Genomic DNA, 16,162 nt, shown 5'->3' on the forward strand with positions numbered 1-16,162 from the left:
GCCCAGATGGCGTTCCAGACCCTGACCGCCGACACTGTGTACTACACCAACAAGGGCACCACTGTCATCGGCTCCGACGGCATGCAGGTTATCGTGGGCGCTTCCGCCCCCGTGAAGGTCGCCAACAGCACGACCGATGATTACCGCACCGTGAAGGGCGACAAGGACGAGGTGCAGCAGTTCTGCGAGAAGTACTTCTCTGACCTGACCCTGAACAGCAATAACCACGACGATTTCGGCCGTCCCTCCGACCAGTGGAAGAACGGCACCAAGGAGATCGGCACCTATGCTTCCACCGCCGACGCCTCTTACTCCGAGAAGGTCAGCTCCAAGACCCTGTACTCCGACCTGGGCCTGGATAAGACCACTACTGTGGATGTGACCGAGGACGGCAAGGCCAATGGCACCTTCACCATCGAGAAGGGCAACAGCGACGACGAGCTCGGCGGCAACGGCGTTCTGGTCGAGGCTTTTGTGGACAACGACGACAACGTGACCCTGGTGGTCATCAACACCTACGTGGGCGAGATCTCCAAGGTTACCGCCGCGAAGGACGGCGATGACCGCTATGTCACCGTGGACGGCAAGAAGTTTGAGACTGAGTCCTTCGAGAAGGACGACGTGGTTCTCTACACCATGGCTGATGGTGAGATCCAGACCATGACCCTGGCCGAGGTGGTTGAGGGCGTCGAGGTCACCAAGACCACCGGCGATTCCAGCTTCGTGGCTGACGGCGAGACCTACAAGTACAGCGCGAAGATGTCCAATAAGGGTGATGTCAAGGTCGACAGCGTGCTGGACCTGTACCTGGATTCCTATGGCTATGTCATTAAGGTCGACGTATCCAAGGCCTCCAGCGACTACGCCTACGTCGTGAACACCGGTGCCGATGAGGGCCGCTATGACGACGAGAGCTCCTACTATGCCAAGCTTCTGCTGGCCGACGGCACCGTGGTCGAGGCCGAGGTCGATGAGGACTGTCTGAGCGGCAGTAACTTTAGTGCAAAGGAAACCGCTCTGAAAAACATGCGGGGCTACATCGTAGAGTACAGCAAGAACTCCAAGGACATCTACACCATCAAGGGCGTCAGCACTTCTGGTCTGGCCGAGAACAAGAAGGTCGAGATCAACAAGGGCGAGTCCGCCATGACTCTGGACACTAAGACTGTCTACGCCAACAGCAAGACCGTCTTCCTGGTGCAGACCGGCACCGGCAGCAAGGCCACCTATAAGTCCTACACCGGCTATGCCAATGTTCCCGACCTGAAGGACAACAGCGGCAACTTTGTTTACTACTGCAAGAGCGGTAGCACTGTGGCTACCATGGTCTTCATCTCCGATGTGTCCGCGAGCTCTGACGACATCGTGTATGTCCTCAGCTCCAAGGCCGGCACCAAGGTGAAGGACAGCGACAACACCTACTACGAGTACAAGGCTGTTGTCAACGGCGAGATCACCACTGTCAAGATGGATGAGGAGCTGAAGGACAGCTATCCCAGCGGCAATGTCCTGAAGACCGATATTCTGCTGAACGTTATCGCCTATGCGGATGCTGAGAACGAGATTCTGGACGCCTCCGCCTGTGAGGAGTACAGCAAGGTCACTACCGATGATACCTATCAGCTTCCCGGCGTGGAGGTCAAGGCTGAGGCCGAGGATGGTATCATCGACCTGGGCGGCAAGAGCTACGCTGTTTCCGACGATGTCGAGGTCTATGCCGTCACCAAAGGCAAGAAGATCGAGACTGGCTCTCTGAGTGATGTGGAGAAGGGCATGACGGTTACCGCCATCGTGAAGAACGGCGAGATCGTCACCATCTTCTACGGTTCCACCACCTCCTCCGGCAACGACAAGGCTGAGATCGCCGGCGACGTGACCACCGAAAACATTGCCTCCAAGAACGAGCTGCTTTTCCTGGACAACGGCGCCTATGTTCTGGAGTCCACTCCCAACGACATTGCCAGTGATGTTCACGGCGAGGCCAACGAGAATATGTACTTTGTGTTCCGCACCAAGACTGCGAACGACAAAGTTATCCTGACCATTAAGGGTTCCAAGGGCACCGTTTACACTGAGACGGTTAATGATATCGGCTCGGTCGGCCCCCACTACTTCTATGTTCAGGTAATTGGCGAAAAGCCCCTGATCAATGCTGGTGATGGTTCCATAAAGACTGAGCCCCTGACCTCCGGTAAGTACACCTGGTCTATCAAGAGCACCGGGGATGGTACTCTTGTGGAGGGTACCTTCACTATCCGCTGAGTTCTGATCACCAAACCCCAAGAAAGCAAGGAGGCCCCGGATATTTCCCGGGGCCTTCTTGCTTTCTTGATATAGCGCCGCGTAATAATAGATGGTTCCAGCCTCATTGAGCTGCTGGTAGTCGTGATTGTAAAGTCCTCCCCCCAGCTTCCAGCTCAGGCCGTCTTGAGTCCACTCCACCTCAAGCAGCTCTCCATCGCTGGTGCTGAAATTAACCGCCTGCGTGTTCCCCCTCAGAAAGACAGCGTGGCGTGAACCGCAGCTTACCCAAAGCGCCTTGGCTGGAATCCCCAGTGTAAGTACGGTAGGCTCGGACGGGCCGCAAGTTCCCGTACCCACATAAGAGCCGAACAGAAGGCTGCAATCTCCCCGTCCGGCGAGGCCCGCGTCAATTTTCTGAAAATCCTCGTTGAAGTCTCTCCGTAAAAAGCTGTCCTCCGGTTCCCACTGGTGCAGGTGATAGTGCGCTGTATAGTTTGCCATCTATATTACCCCCTCCGCAGGCAAGGCCATCCCCGCGTCCGGTAGACAGCCGGACGCGGGGTTCCTTTCCCGCAGGGGCCGCGTTTTCCAGTACAGCAAAGGCGCTGCCCGGCCCCCCTGCGGGAGGAATGAAAATGGCAGCTTATACCGAACACTATCACCTGCACCAGTGGGAGCCGGAGGACAATTTCCTGCGCACGGATTTCAACGAGGATTTCCGTGTGCTGGATAAAGCACTGGCCTTAAAGCCTGAGATTCTAAGTGGAAGCTATACAGGGGATGACGCCCGAAGCCGGGATATTTCGCTGGGGGTATCGCCCCGGGCAGTCTTTGTGGTAAGGCAGGACGGCGCAATGCAGTCCGACATGTATACCTATGGCGGCCTGGCGCTGCAAGGAGCGCCGGTCACCATGCGGGACGGAAACCTGGTGGAGATCACCAGCAGCGGAATACGGGTGGCCCGCGGCGACCTGATAGAGGGCAGATTCTACGCGGACGCAAACCGATCCGGAATGAGCTACTACTATATAGCCTTCCACTAACAAAAAGAGCCGCCCCCAATCGGGGGCGGCTCTCTTCGTAATAAGCCGATTGCAGTTAGATTACCACTTCACGGTGAGGGTATACACATCGTTAGTAGTAGAGCTCCAATCGCCGTCCTTGTCAATGGTGATAACCTTCTGGCCAGACTGGCTCATATCGATAGCCAGATAAATGTCGCTACGATTGGTCAGCGTGGGGGTAGAGGGCTCGGAACCGTCAAACTTAATCTTAGAGGTGCCGTCAGTCACCGCATCCGCAGGAACGGTAATCTGAACGATAACCTTGCCCTTAACCTGATCGCCGGAGTACAGAGCGCTACCGGAGCCGACATTGCCGGTCACGTCGCCGAGAACCACACCGCCGGACACGGAAACAGTTTCGCCGGTCTTGGTGGACTCAAGCTGAGTGCTGACCTTGCTGGTGTCGCTGATATTGCCAGTCACATTCAGGGTGCCGTTGCCAACGATAGCAGCATTTGCGGTCAGATCACCCTTGACGTTCAGGGTGGCACCAGCGGGGATCTCCAGCTTGCTGGAAATAGTAGCATTACCCTCAAAGGTCACATCCGTGTACTGCTTCAGAGCAGTACCGAGATTGCTCTCGTCGGTAACAGTAGTTACGCTGTCAACCGCGGGGATGTTGCCGTAGGTGTCAACCACCAGCAGCTTCACCTCGTCGCCGGCGCCCATCACATAGTAGGCGTTGGCCTGGTAGACACCGGAGGTAGCGGTCTCGATGGCGATGGTGGGCACCACGCCCTCAACGCCGGCCTTGTCATCGCTGTTGATGCCGATGATAACGGTATCTTTGGTGATCTCAGCGTTGACATTGCTGCCCTTGTCGCTCAGAGAAGCGTCGGTGAAGCGGATATCGCCGTTCTTCTCGTTGTAGGCAATGATGGCGGTACGCAGCAGGTTGTCGACCTCGGTGACAGTGTAGCTGCCGTCCTTGTTCTCCTCGTAGGTGAAGATGTCGCCCTTGGACAGGGAAACCTTCTCGTCGGTCATGATGTCCTTGTGCTCGGTGGCGCCATCCCAGAAGGTGAAGGAAGACACGGTCTCGCCGTCCTTGTTCTTGGTGGTGGACACGGCGCTGGTCACATAGCCGTAGTTGCTGGTGATGGAGTTAACCTTCGCGTTCAGCTCTACGTAAGCCAGGACAATGCTGTTGTAACCGGTGGAGTTGTCCTTGTTAGCGTAAGCAGTGATATTCTGGTCCTTTACAGAGCTAGTGCTGTACTTGGCAAAGTCGGAACCAGCCATAGTAGAGAACTTGCCCGCGCTATCCTGCACAAAGATCACGGCGTCGTCCGCGATGCTCTCGCCGCCAATCTTGCCCTTGCCAGAGTTGTTGACATACTTGCCAGTCACAATCTTGTCGAAGCCGGCCTTGTCGGCGCTGTCGGTCACGGCCTCGGTCAGGACGTACTCGCCCTTCTTGACCTCGTAGGTCACCAGGCCCATAGTATCGGTGTACTTCTTGTCGGTGGTAACCACCTTGGTGGTGCCGTCGGCGAAGAGCAGCTTGGCCTGGGGGCCGTTGATATCGGTGTCAGTCTTCACGACCACGGCGTAATCCTGCAGCTCGTGGCTGGAGGTGACAACCTCGGACTTCACGATGTAGCCGTTGAGCACAGCGGCCTTCACGGTGCTGTCCAGAGCCAGATCCTTGTCGGGAGTGGTGGTAACATAGTTGTACCAGGTACCGTCAATGCGGACGGAGTCGCTCTTGGTGGCCTCGATCTTGCCCTCGACCGTCTCAGCCAGGACATAAGTATCGGTGTCATCCACGGTGTTGGCGGCGTCGCTCTTGATGACATAGTCGTTCTTGGCCATGTCGTCGTAAGCGTTCACGTCCTCAAACTTAACATTGGTGTTAACATCGGTGTTGAAGGACTTCTCGCCCACGTAGGTCACCTTGGCGGCGGTGAAGGGGACGTAAACGACGGTGTCGATCTTGCCGTTGTCGTCGTTGTCGTAAGCCTTCACAGCGGCGGCCTTGTTGCCGCCCACATTCAGGCCGTCAATCAGCTTACCGGTGTAGAGAGCGGTGGTGGTCACATTGCTGTCCACCTTGTAGGTGGTGCCGTCAATCTTGACCTCGCCGTTCTTGACAGCCTCGACCTTACCGGCAGTGCTCTCCACGATCAGGGAGCTGTCGGTGGAGGCATAGACGCCGTACACATTCTCGCTGTCCTTATACAGAACCTCGACCTTCTGGCCGATCAGGTTGCTGTAGTCACCCTCGACCTTGGTGTACTGGCCCTTGGTGGTGATGCCATTCATGTACAGGGTGTAAGTGCCCTTGCTGTCCTTCTCCACGTCGGTCAGCACAGCGTCGCCGTCGGTGATCAGGGACAGGTACTTGTGGCCCATGGTCTCGTCGGCGTACTTGGTCACGGTGTTCTCGCCGTAAACATTCTGGGTCTTCTGCTCCAGGGTGTACTTGCTGCTATCGAGCTTGCTACCGTTCGCGGCATCCAGAGTGTCGATAGCATCCTGACGGCTGTTGTAGACGGAGCCGTCCAGAGCCTTGACGGCATCGTTAACAGAGCTGTCCTTGATCTTGACAACCCACACGCGCTCGGTGCCGGTCACGACGGACTCGGTGCCGGTGTAGCTGTACTGGCTGGTGGTGTAGTTGCCAGCGGCGTTCAGCTCAACCATGTTGGCGTCCAGAGCATTGTAGATCATCTGGGCGGCATTGTCACGGGTCAGCAGGGTGTTGGCGTTCAGATTGGCCAGGTTCTTGTAAAGACCGTTCTGGTTGGCCAGCACGTTGGTGTTGATGGCCCAGTCGTTGCCCACCAGGCCGGACTTCTCGGCGTTGTAGCCCAGCACGCCCAGCAGCATCTTGGCGGCCTCGGTGGCGCTCACGGTGCCGGTAGGATCAAACTTGTTGTTGCCGCGGCCAGCGATGATGCCGTTGGCGGCGCAGTACTCAATGTAGGACTCTGCCCAGGTACCCTTGATGTCGGTAAAGGTGGGGGTGTCCTTGACGCCCAGCACGGGATCCACACCGCCGTTGATGGCGACGCAGAGCATCTTGGCCATCTCGGCACGGGTCACGTTGCCGGTGGGGTCAAAGTAGCTGCCGTCTTCCTTACCATTGATGATGCCCAGGGCAGTCATGGTAGAAACGGCGTCCTTGTTTACGATCTCATCCGCATCGGTGAAATCGCTCGCGTTCACCGCGCTGGCGCCAACACTCATCATGCCCACGAGCATGACGGAGGCCAGAGCCAGGCTGAGAGTCCGCTTGAGGTTTCTCATGTTTGGAATTCCTCCTTCTAAATTTTGAGCTTTCGGGGCATCCTACTCACGACTGCGCGTTTCAGTCAAGTATGACGCCCCTTTCAGGGGAGGAAACAATGCACATTTCGGGGGATAGAGATATAAAAGGCGGGGAAACAGAATCAAAAGGTTACTATGGTAGACGTTTGGTAGACAATACGGGAGCGGGAAAAGTGAAAACGCCTTGGAACCCAAAGGATTCCAAGGCATTTCTGGTAGACTTTTGGTAGAACGGTTTTTAAAACACGGCTGAGATATTGTCAATCGTCTTGATCTGCAAAAAATGGTACGGTTTACTTGTGATATATATTTGAATGCGATATACTTTAGAAAAGTAGTAAAAAAAGGAGGTATCACTATGCCCAAAACCCCGTGGGCCGACCGCTATCGGGCAGCTCCCACCAATAAGAGCAACGTTATGCGGACGATCATTCTGGAGGGCCCCATCAGCCGTGCTGCGCTTGCAAAACGGGTTGGGCTGAGCCTTCCCTCCGTCATGACCATCACGGAAAATCTGATTAACCGCGGTCTGGTGAGAGCTGTGGGAAAGGGAAAGAGCAGCGGCGGAAAACCGCCGGAATTGTTAAGCGTGGTGCCCGAAAGCGAATATTATATGGGGGTGGATATTGGCCGTGGGACCATACGACTGGTGCTGATGAATTTGGCGCAGAAGGTAGTATACGGAACCATGGTGGAAACGGGGGAGGTCCAGCCTGTTGAAGCATTTGTGGACCGGTTGTGCGAGCGGATTCAGAGCAGTCTGCTGGAATCCGGAGTTGCACTGGATCGGTTGGCCGGAGTGGGGGTGGCGATGCCCGGCCTCATCGAGCGGGATACCGGGCATATTCTCTTCTCCCCGGACTTTGGCTGGAGCGATATTCCGCTTCAGAGCTGGCTTCAGAGCCGGCTGTCCTACCCCGTGTTGGTCGAAAGCGCCAATCGGGCACTGGCACTAGCGGAGAGTGGCTGGCGCGGGGATGGCGGAGAGAGCGGCACCCATACCGTTTTATGTGTCAACATTGGACACGGTATCGGTGCAGCTCTGATGCAGAACAATCAGCTCTACTACGGCAGCAGCGGCACCAGCGGTGAGCTGGGACACATCACTGTCTGCAAAGACGGTCCGCTCTGCGCCTGTGGAAACTCCGGCTGCCTGGAGGCGGTAGCTTCCGGTGAGGCCATTGCCCTGCAGGCCAGAGACGCCGTTTGCAGTGGTCTCCCTACCAGCCTGCGGGAGCGGTGCGGCGGCGCATCGGAGCGGATTGACGCCAAGCTGGTCTTTGAGGCGGCGGCCAAGGGAGATGCGGTAGCCCTCTCGATTGTGGACAAGGCTACTGACTATATCGGAATCGGACTGGCCATGGCGATCAATATCCTGGATCCGGACTGTATCGTTTTGTGCGGAGGCCTGACAAGAAACGGTCCGCTGTTTTTCGACCGGGTAGCCCATAGTATGCAAATGCGGCAGATGCGGCAGGCGGGACGCCATGTGACGCTCCGTTTGGGAACCCGCGGCGACTATGGAACGGCCATTGGGGCGGCCCATATTATCTCTTACAACGGCTGGCGGGTGCCAAGACTTGAGCATTACTATTGATTCCGGCGGATCAGACCAGGGGCGGCATTTTTGCTAAAATGCCGCCCCTGATTTTATGCTATATTCAAAAACCTTTCGGTATAATATACAAAAGGTTTTCAGATGCATCATTCGAAACGCCAAAAATAGAAAAGAGGGATTGACATTTCTTATGCATAGCGCTACAATTGCCTCGTTAAGTTAGTTAACTTAACTTAGTATAAAAGGATAAGAGCGTTGGGGGTATTTTAAAGGGGAATGGGCAGAGGAAAAGGAGTTTTCACGTGCGTGTTGATAAATTCACTTTAGCTTTGATGAACCGGAGGCTGGTGCTGAAAACAATCTGGGAGAGAGGCGCTATCAACAAGGCTGAGATCGCACGCCGGACGGGGCTGAGCCTGCCGACCGCAATCAAGATCACAGATGAGTTGTTGGACAACCGTATTGTACGCTCCTGTGGGAGGCAGGAGGGCGCGTCCGGAAAGCGCCCCGAAATGTATGAGTTTGCTGGGGACTGCTATTACAGCGTCGGGATCGACTTTGCTCCAACCGTGCTGAGGGCGCTTGTGATGGATCTCAATGGAATGCCTGTTGCAAAGGCAAAGCGTCCCATTCCGGTACCGGAAGATGCCGACGCGGTCATTCAGACCGCCGCAGAGCTGATTGACCAGCTATTGCGCGAGAGCGGTATCCCGCTCCACCGGGTCCTGGGCGTTGGGGTGGGTGTGCCGGGGATTCTGGACCTGGACCAGGGAAGGGTACTCTTTTCCCCTAATTTTCATTGGGAGGATGTAGCGCTTTTGGAGCCGCTGGGGCGGCTGCTTTTACAACGGACCAGTATCCGCTGGCCTATGCGGCTGGAGAACTCCAACCGGGCTATGGCGCTGGGGGAGCAATTCTTTGGTTCAGGTGTGGGGTATCACTATTTTATCTGCATCAACCTTGGCTATGGCATCGGCGCAGCGGCCATTGAAAACGGAGAGCTGTGCGTCGGTGCCTCTGGGACATCAGGGGAGCTGGGCCACATCACGGTGGAGAAGGATGGGCCGCTGTGTACCTGCGGCAACAACGGCTGCCTGGAGGCGGTAGCCTCCGGGCGAGCGATCGCCCAGCAGGCCCGTAACCTGATTTCCAGCGGAGTCAAAACCCGTATTCTGGAGTTGGCAGGCGGCAATATTGAGCGGGTGGAGGCCAAGACTGTGTTCGCTGCCGCCCGGGAGCAGGATGTGGCCGCACTGGACTTGGTTAGGAGGGCGGGAGAATACATCGGCATCGGCATTGCCAGCTACATAAATCTGCTGGATCCCGAGAAGATCGTACTGGCCGGCGGAATGTCAAATGAGTCGCTTTTAATCGAACAGATCCAAAAAGTGGTCAAGATCCGCCGGATGCGCTTTGCCGGGCGCAGGGTCAAGCTGCGGGTGTCCAATCTGGGTGAGTATGGGACGGCAATCGGCGCGGCGGCCATTCAGTTGAAGACCCTGCTGAGGCAGGGGGGCTTATCGCTGACAAAAGAACAGGAGGAGGCTGTATGAGCGAGTATCGGTTGGAGGTACGGGGTGTGACAAAGGTCTTTCCCGGAACCCGGGCGCTGGATCAGGTACAGCTCCAGGTGCGGCCTGGCGAGGTTCACGCGCTGTGCGGTGAGAATGGTGCCGGGAAATCTACCCTCATGAACATCATCGGCGGCGTGTTTCCGCCCACGGAGGGCGAGATCTTGTTTGAAGGCGCGCCTATTGCCCCCAGGAGTCCCAAAGAAGCCCAGGATATCGGCATAGGCTTTGTTCATCAGGAATTGAGCCTGTGCCCCCACCTGACGGCGGCGGAGAATATCTTCATCGGGCGTCTGCCCCACAAGGGGGGAATGATTGATTTCAAACGCCTCTGGGCGGATGCCGACATGGTTCTGAAGCAGTTCAACGCCAATTTTCCCAGCAGCGCGCTGGTCAGTGAGCTGACTGTCTCTGAACAACAGATCATTGAGATTGCGAAGTCGGTTTCACTCAACTGCAAGCTGCTGATTCTGGATGAACCAACCTCCTCCCTCACGGAAAAGGAGACTGCCCGGCTCTTTGATTTGGTAAAGGAATTGAGCGGTAGGGGAATCAGCATTCTCTACATCTCCCACCGCATGGCGGAAATCTTTGAAATCTGCGACCGGGTCACTGTGTTCAAGGATGGTACCTATGTCACTACCATGGACACCGGAGATATCTGTGCAGACGATATCATCCGCGCTATGGTGGGCCGTGAGCTGGGAAATCTCTACCCAACCAAGAGCAGCTGTATCGCAGCGGACGATCCGGTTCTGGAGGTCAACGGCCTCACCGGCAGTATCTTCCGCGAAGTCAGTTTTGCCCTGCGGCGGGGGGAGATCCTGGGTTTTGCCGGGCTGGTGGGCGCGGGACGGAGCGAGGTTATGCGCGGTCTGTGCGCCATTGATCCCATCCGTTCCGGCCAGGTAGTGCTCAACGGCAGGCCCTGTGCCTTCCACACCTACCGTGACGCTGTGGATGCAGGCATCTGTTACTTGACCGAGGACCGCAAAATCCAGGGCCTGTTTCTGGAGATGAGTATCAAAAACAATATGTCTAGCGCCAACATGAAGGGAGTCTCCCATGGCATTTGGCTGGACGACAAGCTGGAGCGAAGCCTGGCCAACCGATTTGTAGAGCAACTGGCCATCAAAATTCCGGGCATTGAATACCCCATCAGCAGCCTGTCCGGCGGCAATCAGCAGAAGTGCCTGATCGGGAAGTGGCTTTCTCTGGCCCCAAAGGTCATCATCATGGATGAGCCCACCCGCGGCATTGACGTGGGTGCAAAGCGGGAGATCCACGCGCTTCTGCGTCAACTGGCAGAGAGCGGCGTCGGTGTGATTGTGGTATCCAGTGAGCTGCCTGAGGTCATCGGCGTGTCCGACCGGGTGGCAGTCATGCACGAAGGGTGCTTGGCGGGCTTCCTCGAGGGCGAAGAGGTGACGGAAGAGAATATCATGAAGCTTGCCTCCGGCGAGCAGCTTGCGGAAAAGGAGTTGCGGCAATGAAACAGAAGAGCGAGATAAAGCGGACGGGACCGGAGCTTTTGAAGCGGTTGCTCCGGCAGCGCGAGATGAGCGTATTTCTCATTATTTTGCTTGTGGTGGCCATCGTGGCCATCGTCAATCCAAAGTTCATCCAGCCCTCCAACATGAAGAGCATCGCCCTGAGTGTGGCCACCGACGGCCTGCTCTCCATCGGACTGACCCTGGCTCTGATTCTGGGAGGCATTGAACTGAGCGTGGGCGGCGTGGCCGCCATGACGTGCGTCATTGCCGGCCAGATGGCTTTGATGGGGGTCAACATCTGGGTGGCCTGCCTGGCTGCTCTGGCTGCGGGAGCCATATGCGGACTGTTCAACGGCTTTATGGTCAGCAAGGTGGGACTGCCGCCTTTCATCGTCACCCTGTCCATGATGAACCTCTCCCGCGGTGTGGCCTACATTATCACCACAGGCTCCCCCCTGTCGGTGTCCGGCTATCTGCCGGACAGCTTCCGCTTTCTGGCCACCGGCGATGTATTCGGCATCCCCGTGCTGTTCCTGATCTTCCTGCTGGTCACCGTGGTGGCCCTTATCTTTACCAAGAAGTCCAATGCCTGCCGTAACATCTACTATGTGGGCAGCAACGAAAATGCCGCCAAGCTCTCCGGTATCAATGTAGACCGGGTCAAGATCTTCGTCTATGTGGTCATCGCCTTGCTCTCAGCACTGGCCGGTATCCTTTCTCTCGCACGCTTCAATGTTGCCACCCCTGAGCTGTCCAAGGGCGCGGAAACCACCGCTATCTCTGCCGCGGTCATCGGCGGCACCTCCATGACCGGCGGCCTGGGCGGTATCCTGGGCACATTTCTCGGCATTTTCCTGCTGAAGATTGTGGACTCTGCCCTGGTTATGATGAATGTGTCTGTCTACTGGCAGGATTTCGTCCAGGGCGCTATCCTGGTCATCGCCGTTACCATCGACTATATGAGCCACCGAAAAAGCGGCAACAGCTTCCTCCAGCGCATGCTGGGCCTGGGGCGCAGGAAACCTGCCCTGCGGCCGTAATCCGTGATCCGGCGCCCGGCGCGGGCGCAGGCAATACCGCCAAGAAAAATAAAAGGAGGAACCCACAATGAAAAAGGCACTGGCACTTATTCTTGCACTGGCGCTCTCCCTGTCCCTGTTCGGCTGCTCCCCGGCCGAAGCACCCGAAGACTCCCCCAACGCTGGAGGGGATGGCACGCAGGCTTCGGCCGGAGCGTTCGTCGGCAACGAAAGCGACGAGTACTACATGGTCAGTTTCCTGTCCGGCATCGATTACTGGAAGCACTGCTTTGAGGGCATGGAGGATGCTGGAAACGCCTTGGGTGTTACTACCAAGTATACCGGCCAAACCGACTCTGATGTGGCCGGTCAGGTGGCTGTTCTGGAGCAGGTCATTGCCCAGAGTCCCAAGGGCATCGCAGTCACCTGCGTGAACTCCACCGCCCTGGCGGATACCATCAACTCTGCCAAGGAGCAGGGGATCTCTGTGGTGTGCTTTGACTCCGACTCTCCCACCTCCGACCGCTCCTCCTACCTGTCCACCGGCAATTCCGAAGCCGGCCGCATTGCCGCTGAGTACCTGGTACCCCTGTGCGGAGGGGAGGGTAAGATTGCCGTCCTCTATACCGTGGGCGCCGAGAACAGCGAAAGCCGTGTTCAGGGCTTTGAGGCCTGGTGCGCCGAAAACGCCCCTGGCATCGAGATCGTGAAGGTTAACGACGCCGGAGACACCACCGCTGCCACCGACAACATGTCGGCGGCCCTGCAGGCCAACGATGACCTGGTAGGCCTGTTCTGCGTGGACGGTATCGCCGGTACCGCTGGCCCTACCGCCGTGGCTGAGTCCGGCAAAGATCTGCGTGTGCTGGCTTTTGACGTGGACACCACCGTGCTGGACAAAGTGAAAAACGGTGAGATTGACGCCACTGTTGCCCAGGGGATGTATAACATGGGCTTCTGGAGCATGATGTTCCTCTATACCGAGGCCAACGGCCTGTCCGCCAAGGCGCTGCCCCAGAACGTGGACACCGGCGTTACCATCGTGACCAAGGAGAACGTGGACGAGTACTACCCCAAATAAAAGGGCAGCCCTCTGATACCATGCCCGCAGGACAGAGCCACACGCCCTGCTCCTGCGGGCCCTTTTTGTGGAAACGAAGTGTACCCCCTCCGGCGTTTACTGCCCAGCACCCAGCCTGCTTGTGCCGGAGCCCAATTCTCTGGAAACAAAATCAAAAGGAGTGAATGAAATGAAGCACTTTGATTATTTTGCCCCCACCGAGATCATTTTCGGCGCCGGCCGCGTCACCGAGGCGGGGGCCCTGACTGCCCGCTATGGGAAAAAGGCCATGCTGGTGACCGTCCCCGAGTTCCCTGCGGTGGCAGAACTGTACGCCAAGGTCAAAAAAAGCCTGGCTGACGCAGGTGTGGCCTGTGTGCACTATGACGGCGTGATCCCAAACCCAACCACTGAACTGGTCACCAGAGGAGCGGAGCTGGCAAAGGCCGAGGGGGTGGATGTGGTGATCGGTTTGGGCGGCGGCTCCTCCATGGATACCGCCAAGGCCATTGCTGTGGAGGCCACCCATCCCGGTACCGCCTGGGATTACAACTGCCACACCGCAGGCCCAACGGAGCAGACGCTGCCCATTCTGGCCATCAGCACGACCGCCGGCACCGGCAGCCAGACCACCCCATGTGCCGTCATTACCAAGACCAGTGCCAAGGACAAAAGCGCTATCTGGAACAAGAATATTTTCCCCCGCGCAGCCATTGTAGATCCCGAGGTTACCCTTTCCCTGCCCGCCAGCGTAACTGCGCAGACCGGTTTTGATGCCTTCTGCCATAATTTTGAGGCATATCTCTCCGTCAACACCAACCCGCTGGTGGAGTGCATGGCCCTGGATGCCATCCGTATTATCGCCGCATACCTCCCCAGGGCGCTGGCCGACGGCTCCGACCTGGAGGCCCGCAGCCAGATGGCCTGGGCCGACACCTTGGGCGGTCTCACCAACGCATCCGCCGGTGTCACTTTGCCCCACGGCCTGGGCATGCAGATCGGCGGCCACTGTCCCCATGTCACCCACGGCCAGTCTTTGGCAGTCTTCTATCCCGCTTTTACCCGGTATACCTATCCCGCCGCTGAACACAAGTTCGCCACGGTAGGCCGGATCTTTGAGCCCTCCCTGGAGCGGGAGAGCGATGCTGTGGCCGCGGAGAGAAGCTGCGATGCCATTGACTGCTTCCTTAAGAGGATCGGCCTTTGGATCAACTTCCGGGAGCTGAACGTGACCAAAGAGGATATACGGGAGATTGCAGACTGCGGCCAGGTACTGGGCGACTATGCCAACAATCCCCGTGTCGCCACCATTCCAGAGATGTATGAGCTGCTCATGAGCTGCTACGACCGCAAATAGGGGGAGGGTGGTATTATGACGGAGACTGGCATCCTGAACCGGGATATTGCGGCCGAACTGGCCCGGATGGGACACACCGACCGGCTGCTGATCGCTGACGCCGGTCTGGCTATCCCGGACAGCACCAGGGTAATCGACCTCTCGCTGGCGGAAAACGTCCCCACAGCGGTAGATGTGCTGAAGGAGCTGCTCAAGCACTTCAGTGTGGAGGGTATCATTCTGAGCCAGGCCACCCTGGATGTGAGTCCCAGCCGCGAGCGGGAGTTCAAGGCATGTTTTCCACCTGAGCTGCCCTGCCAGGTGGTCGGCCATCCCTACTTTCGGGACGAACTGACACGCCAAGTAAAATTTGCCATCCGTACCGGGGACTTTACCGCCAACAGCAACATCATACTCATCAGTGCTGGCGGCCCCCGGTGGTACTGTGAAAAGAGTTGAGGAGGAAAAGGCATGCTGCAGCAGGTTATGACAGCCCCGGGGGTCATTGAATTCCGGGAGGTTCCAATCCCTGAGCCAAAGGCCGGTGAGGTACTGGTCAAAATCATGCGCATCGGCGTGTGCGGCTCGGATATCCATGTCTATCACGGTGAACACCCGTTTACGAAATATCCCGTCACCCAAGGCCACGAGGTGTCGGGGGAGATTGCCGCGCTTGGAAAGGGAGTCACCAGCCTCCGGGTGGGACAGCGTGTCACCATCGAGCCACAGGTGGTATGCGGCAGGTGCTACCCCTGCCGCCATGGCAAATACAATCTCTGCGAGGAACTCAAGGTGATGGGGTTCCAGACCACTGGTACCGCCAGCGAATTTTTTGCGGTGGATGCGGCTAAGATTACTCCGCTTCCCGACACAATGAGTTTTAATGAAGGGGCTATGATTGAGCCGCTGGCTGTGGCCGTTCATGCAGCTAAACGCTTTCCGGAGCTGGCGGGCGCCAAAGTGGCCATTTTGGGTTCCGGCCCCATCGGTATTCTGCTGGCCCAGAGCTGCAAGGCTCTGGGGGCGGCCCAGGTGCTCATTACCGATATCTCCGACGCCCGGCTGGAGCTGGCCCGGAGCTGTGGGGCGGACTTCGCAGTGAACACTCGGACACGTAATTTTGGTAAAGTCATGGTAGAGTGCTTCGGTCCGGACAAGGCGGATGTTATTTACGACTGCGCAGGCAACGATACCACCATGGGACAGGCTATCCAGTATGCCCGCAAGGGCAGCAAGCTGGTTCTGGTCGCAGTATACGCAGGAATGGCCCATGTGGATCTGGCCCTGCTTAATGACCACGAGCTGGATCTGGACAGCACCATGATGTACCGGCATGAGGACTATGTGGACGCCATCCGTCTGGTCGGTGAGGGGAAAATCCAGCTCAAGCCCCTGATGAGCCGGCACTTTGCCTTCGGGGACTATCAGAAAGCCTATCAATACATCGATGCCAACCGGGAGGCCACCATGAAGATCCTGATCGATGTAGCTCCTTGTGAAGAATGACCAAGGGGCAGGGCGGGCGGCAGGAGCCGCCCGCCGCG

11 protein-coding genes are annotated in these 16,162 nt (G+C 57.3%); 10 read left to right on the forward strand and 1 reads right to left on the reverse strand.

Annotated features, from left to right (window positions below; genetic code table 11):
• Both HMPREF0372_RS20115 and HMPREF0372_RS11445 read left to right on the forward strand, forming a co-directional pair.
• Window positions 1–2,262: hypothetical protein (locus tag HMPREF0372_RS20115; protein WP_007492492.1), on the forward strand; the 2,262-nt coding region annotated here is incomplete at its 5' end.
• A gap of 617 nt (window positions 2,263–2,879) precedes the next feature.
• Window positions 2,880–3,287, forward strand: a complete 408-nt coding sequence (locus tag HMPREF0372_RS11445) for a hypothetical protein (RefSeq protein WP_039997328.1) — start codon at window positions 2,880–2,882, stop codon at window positions 3,285–3,287.
• A gap of 60 nt (window positions 3,288–3,347) precedes the next feature.
• On the opposite strand, the gene HMPREF0372_RS11450 is transcribed toward HMPREF0372_RS11445, so the two are convergent.
• Complete coding sequence (locus HMPREF0372_RS11450) at window positions 3,348–6,560, reverse strand: S-layer homology domain-containing protein (protein ID WP_007492499.1); 3,213 nt, start codon at window positions 6,558–6,560, stop codon at window positions 3,348–3,350.
• A gap of 379 nt (window positions 6,561–6,939) precedes the next feature.
• On the opposite strand from HMPREF0372_RS11450, the gene HMPREF0372_RS11455 reads away from it, so the two are divergent.
• The 8 genes from HMPREF0372_RS11455 to HMPREF0372_RS11490 all read left to right on the forward strand — a co-directional run bounded on the left by HMPREF0372_RS11455 (window position 6,940) and on the right by HMPREF0372_RS11490 (window position 16,124).
• Complete coding sequence (locus HMPREF0372_RS11455; RefSeq protein WP_039997331.1) at window positions 6,940–8,178, forward strand: ROK family transcriptional regulator; 1,239 nt, start codon at window positions 6,940–6,942, stop codon at window positions 8,176–8,178.
• 263 nt (window positions 8,179–8,441) lie between these two features.
• Window positions 8,442–9,692 carry an ROK family transcriptional regulator gene (locus HMPREF0372_RS11460; protein WP_101707389.1) on the forward strand — a complete coding sequence of 417 codons (1,251 nt, stop codon included), beginning with the start codon at window positions 8,442–8,444 and terminating at the stop codon, window positions 9,690–9,692.
• A complete protein-coding gene (locus HMPREF0372_RS11465) occupies window positions 9,689–11,203 on the forward strand; it encodes a sugar ABC transporter ATP-binding protein (protein ID WP_007492505.1) in 1,515 nt (504 codons plus the stop codon). The genes HMPREF0372_RS11460 and HMPREF0372_RS11465 overlap by 4 nt, the downstream gene beginning before the upstream one ends.
• Complete coding sequence (locus HMPREF0372_RS11470) at window positions 11,200–12,243, forward strand: ABC transporter permease (RefSeq protein ID WP_007492506.1); 1,044 nt, start codon at window positions 11,200–11,202, stop codon at window positions 12,241–12,243. Before HMPREF0372_RS11465 ends, HMPREF0372_RS11470 begins: the two co-directional genes overlap by 4 nt.
• Window positions 12,244–12,310: 67 nt before the next feature.
• Window positions 12,311–13,303, forward strand: a complete 993-nt coding sequence (locus HMPREF0372_RS11475; protein WP_007492508.1) for a substrate-binding domain-containing protein — start codon at window positions 12,311–12,313, stop codon at window positions 13,301–13,303.
• A 169-nt stretch (window positions 13,304–13,472) separates the two neighbouring features.
• Complete coding sequence (locus HMPREF0372_RS11480) at window positions 13,473–14,639, forward strand: iron-containing alcohol dehydrogenase (protein ID WP_007492512.1); 1,167 nt, start codon at window positions 13,473–13,475, stop codon at window positions 14,637–14,639.
• 15 nt (window positions 14,640–14,654) lie between these two features.
• Window positions 14,655–15,077 (forward strand): D-ribose pyranase, encoded by a 423-nt coding sequence (gene rbsD / locus HMPREF0372_RS11485; protein ID WP_007492514.1) that lies wholly within the window; start codon window positions 14,655–14,657, stop codon window positions 15,075–15,077.
• Between the two features lie 12 nt (window positions 15,078–15,089).
• Complete coding sequence (locus HMPREF0372_RS11490) at window positions 15,090–16,124, forward strand: zinc-dependent alcohol dehydrogenase (protein WP_007492516.1); 1,035 nt, start codon at window positions 15,090–15,092, stop codon at window positions 16,122–16,124.
• The last annotated feature ends 38 nt before the right edge of the window (window positions 16,125–16,162 follow it).

Origin of the sequence: Flavonifractor plautii ATCC 29863 (assembly GCF_000239295.1) — a bacterium.
In the GTDB taxonomy this organism is placed as follows: Bacteria; Bacillota; Clostridia; order Oscillospirales; family Oscillospiraceae; genus Flavonifractor; species Flavonifractor plautii.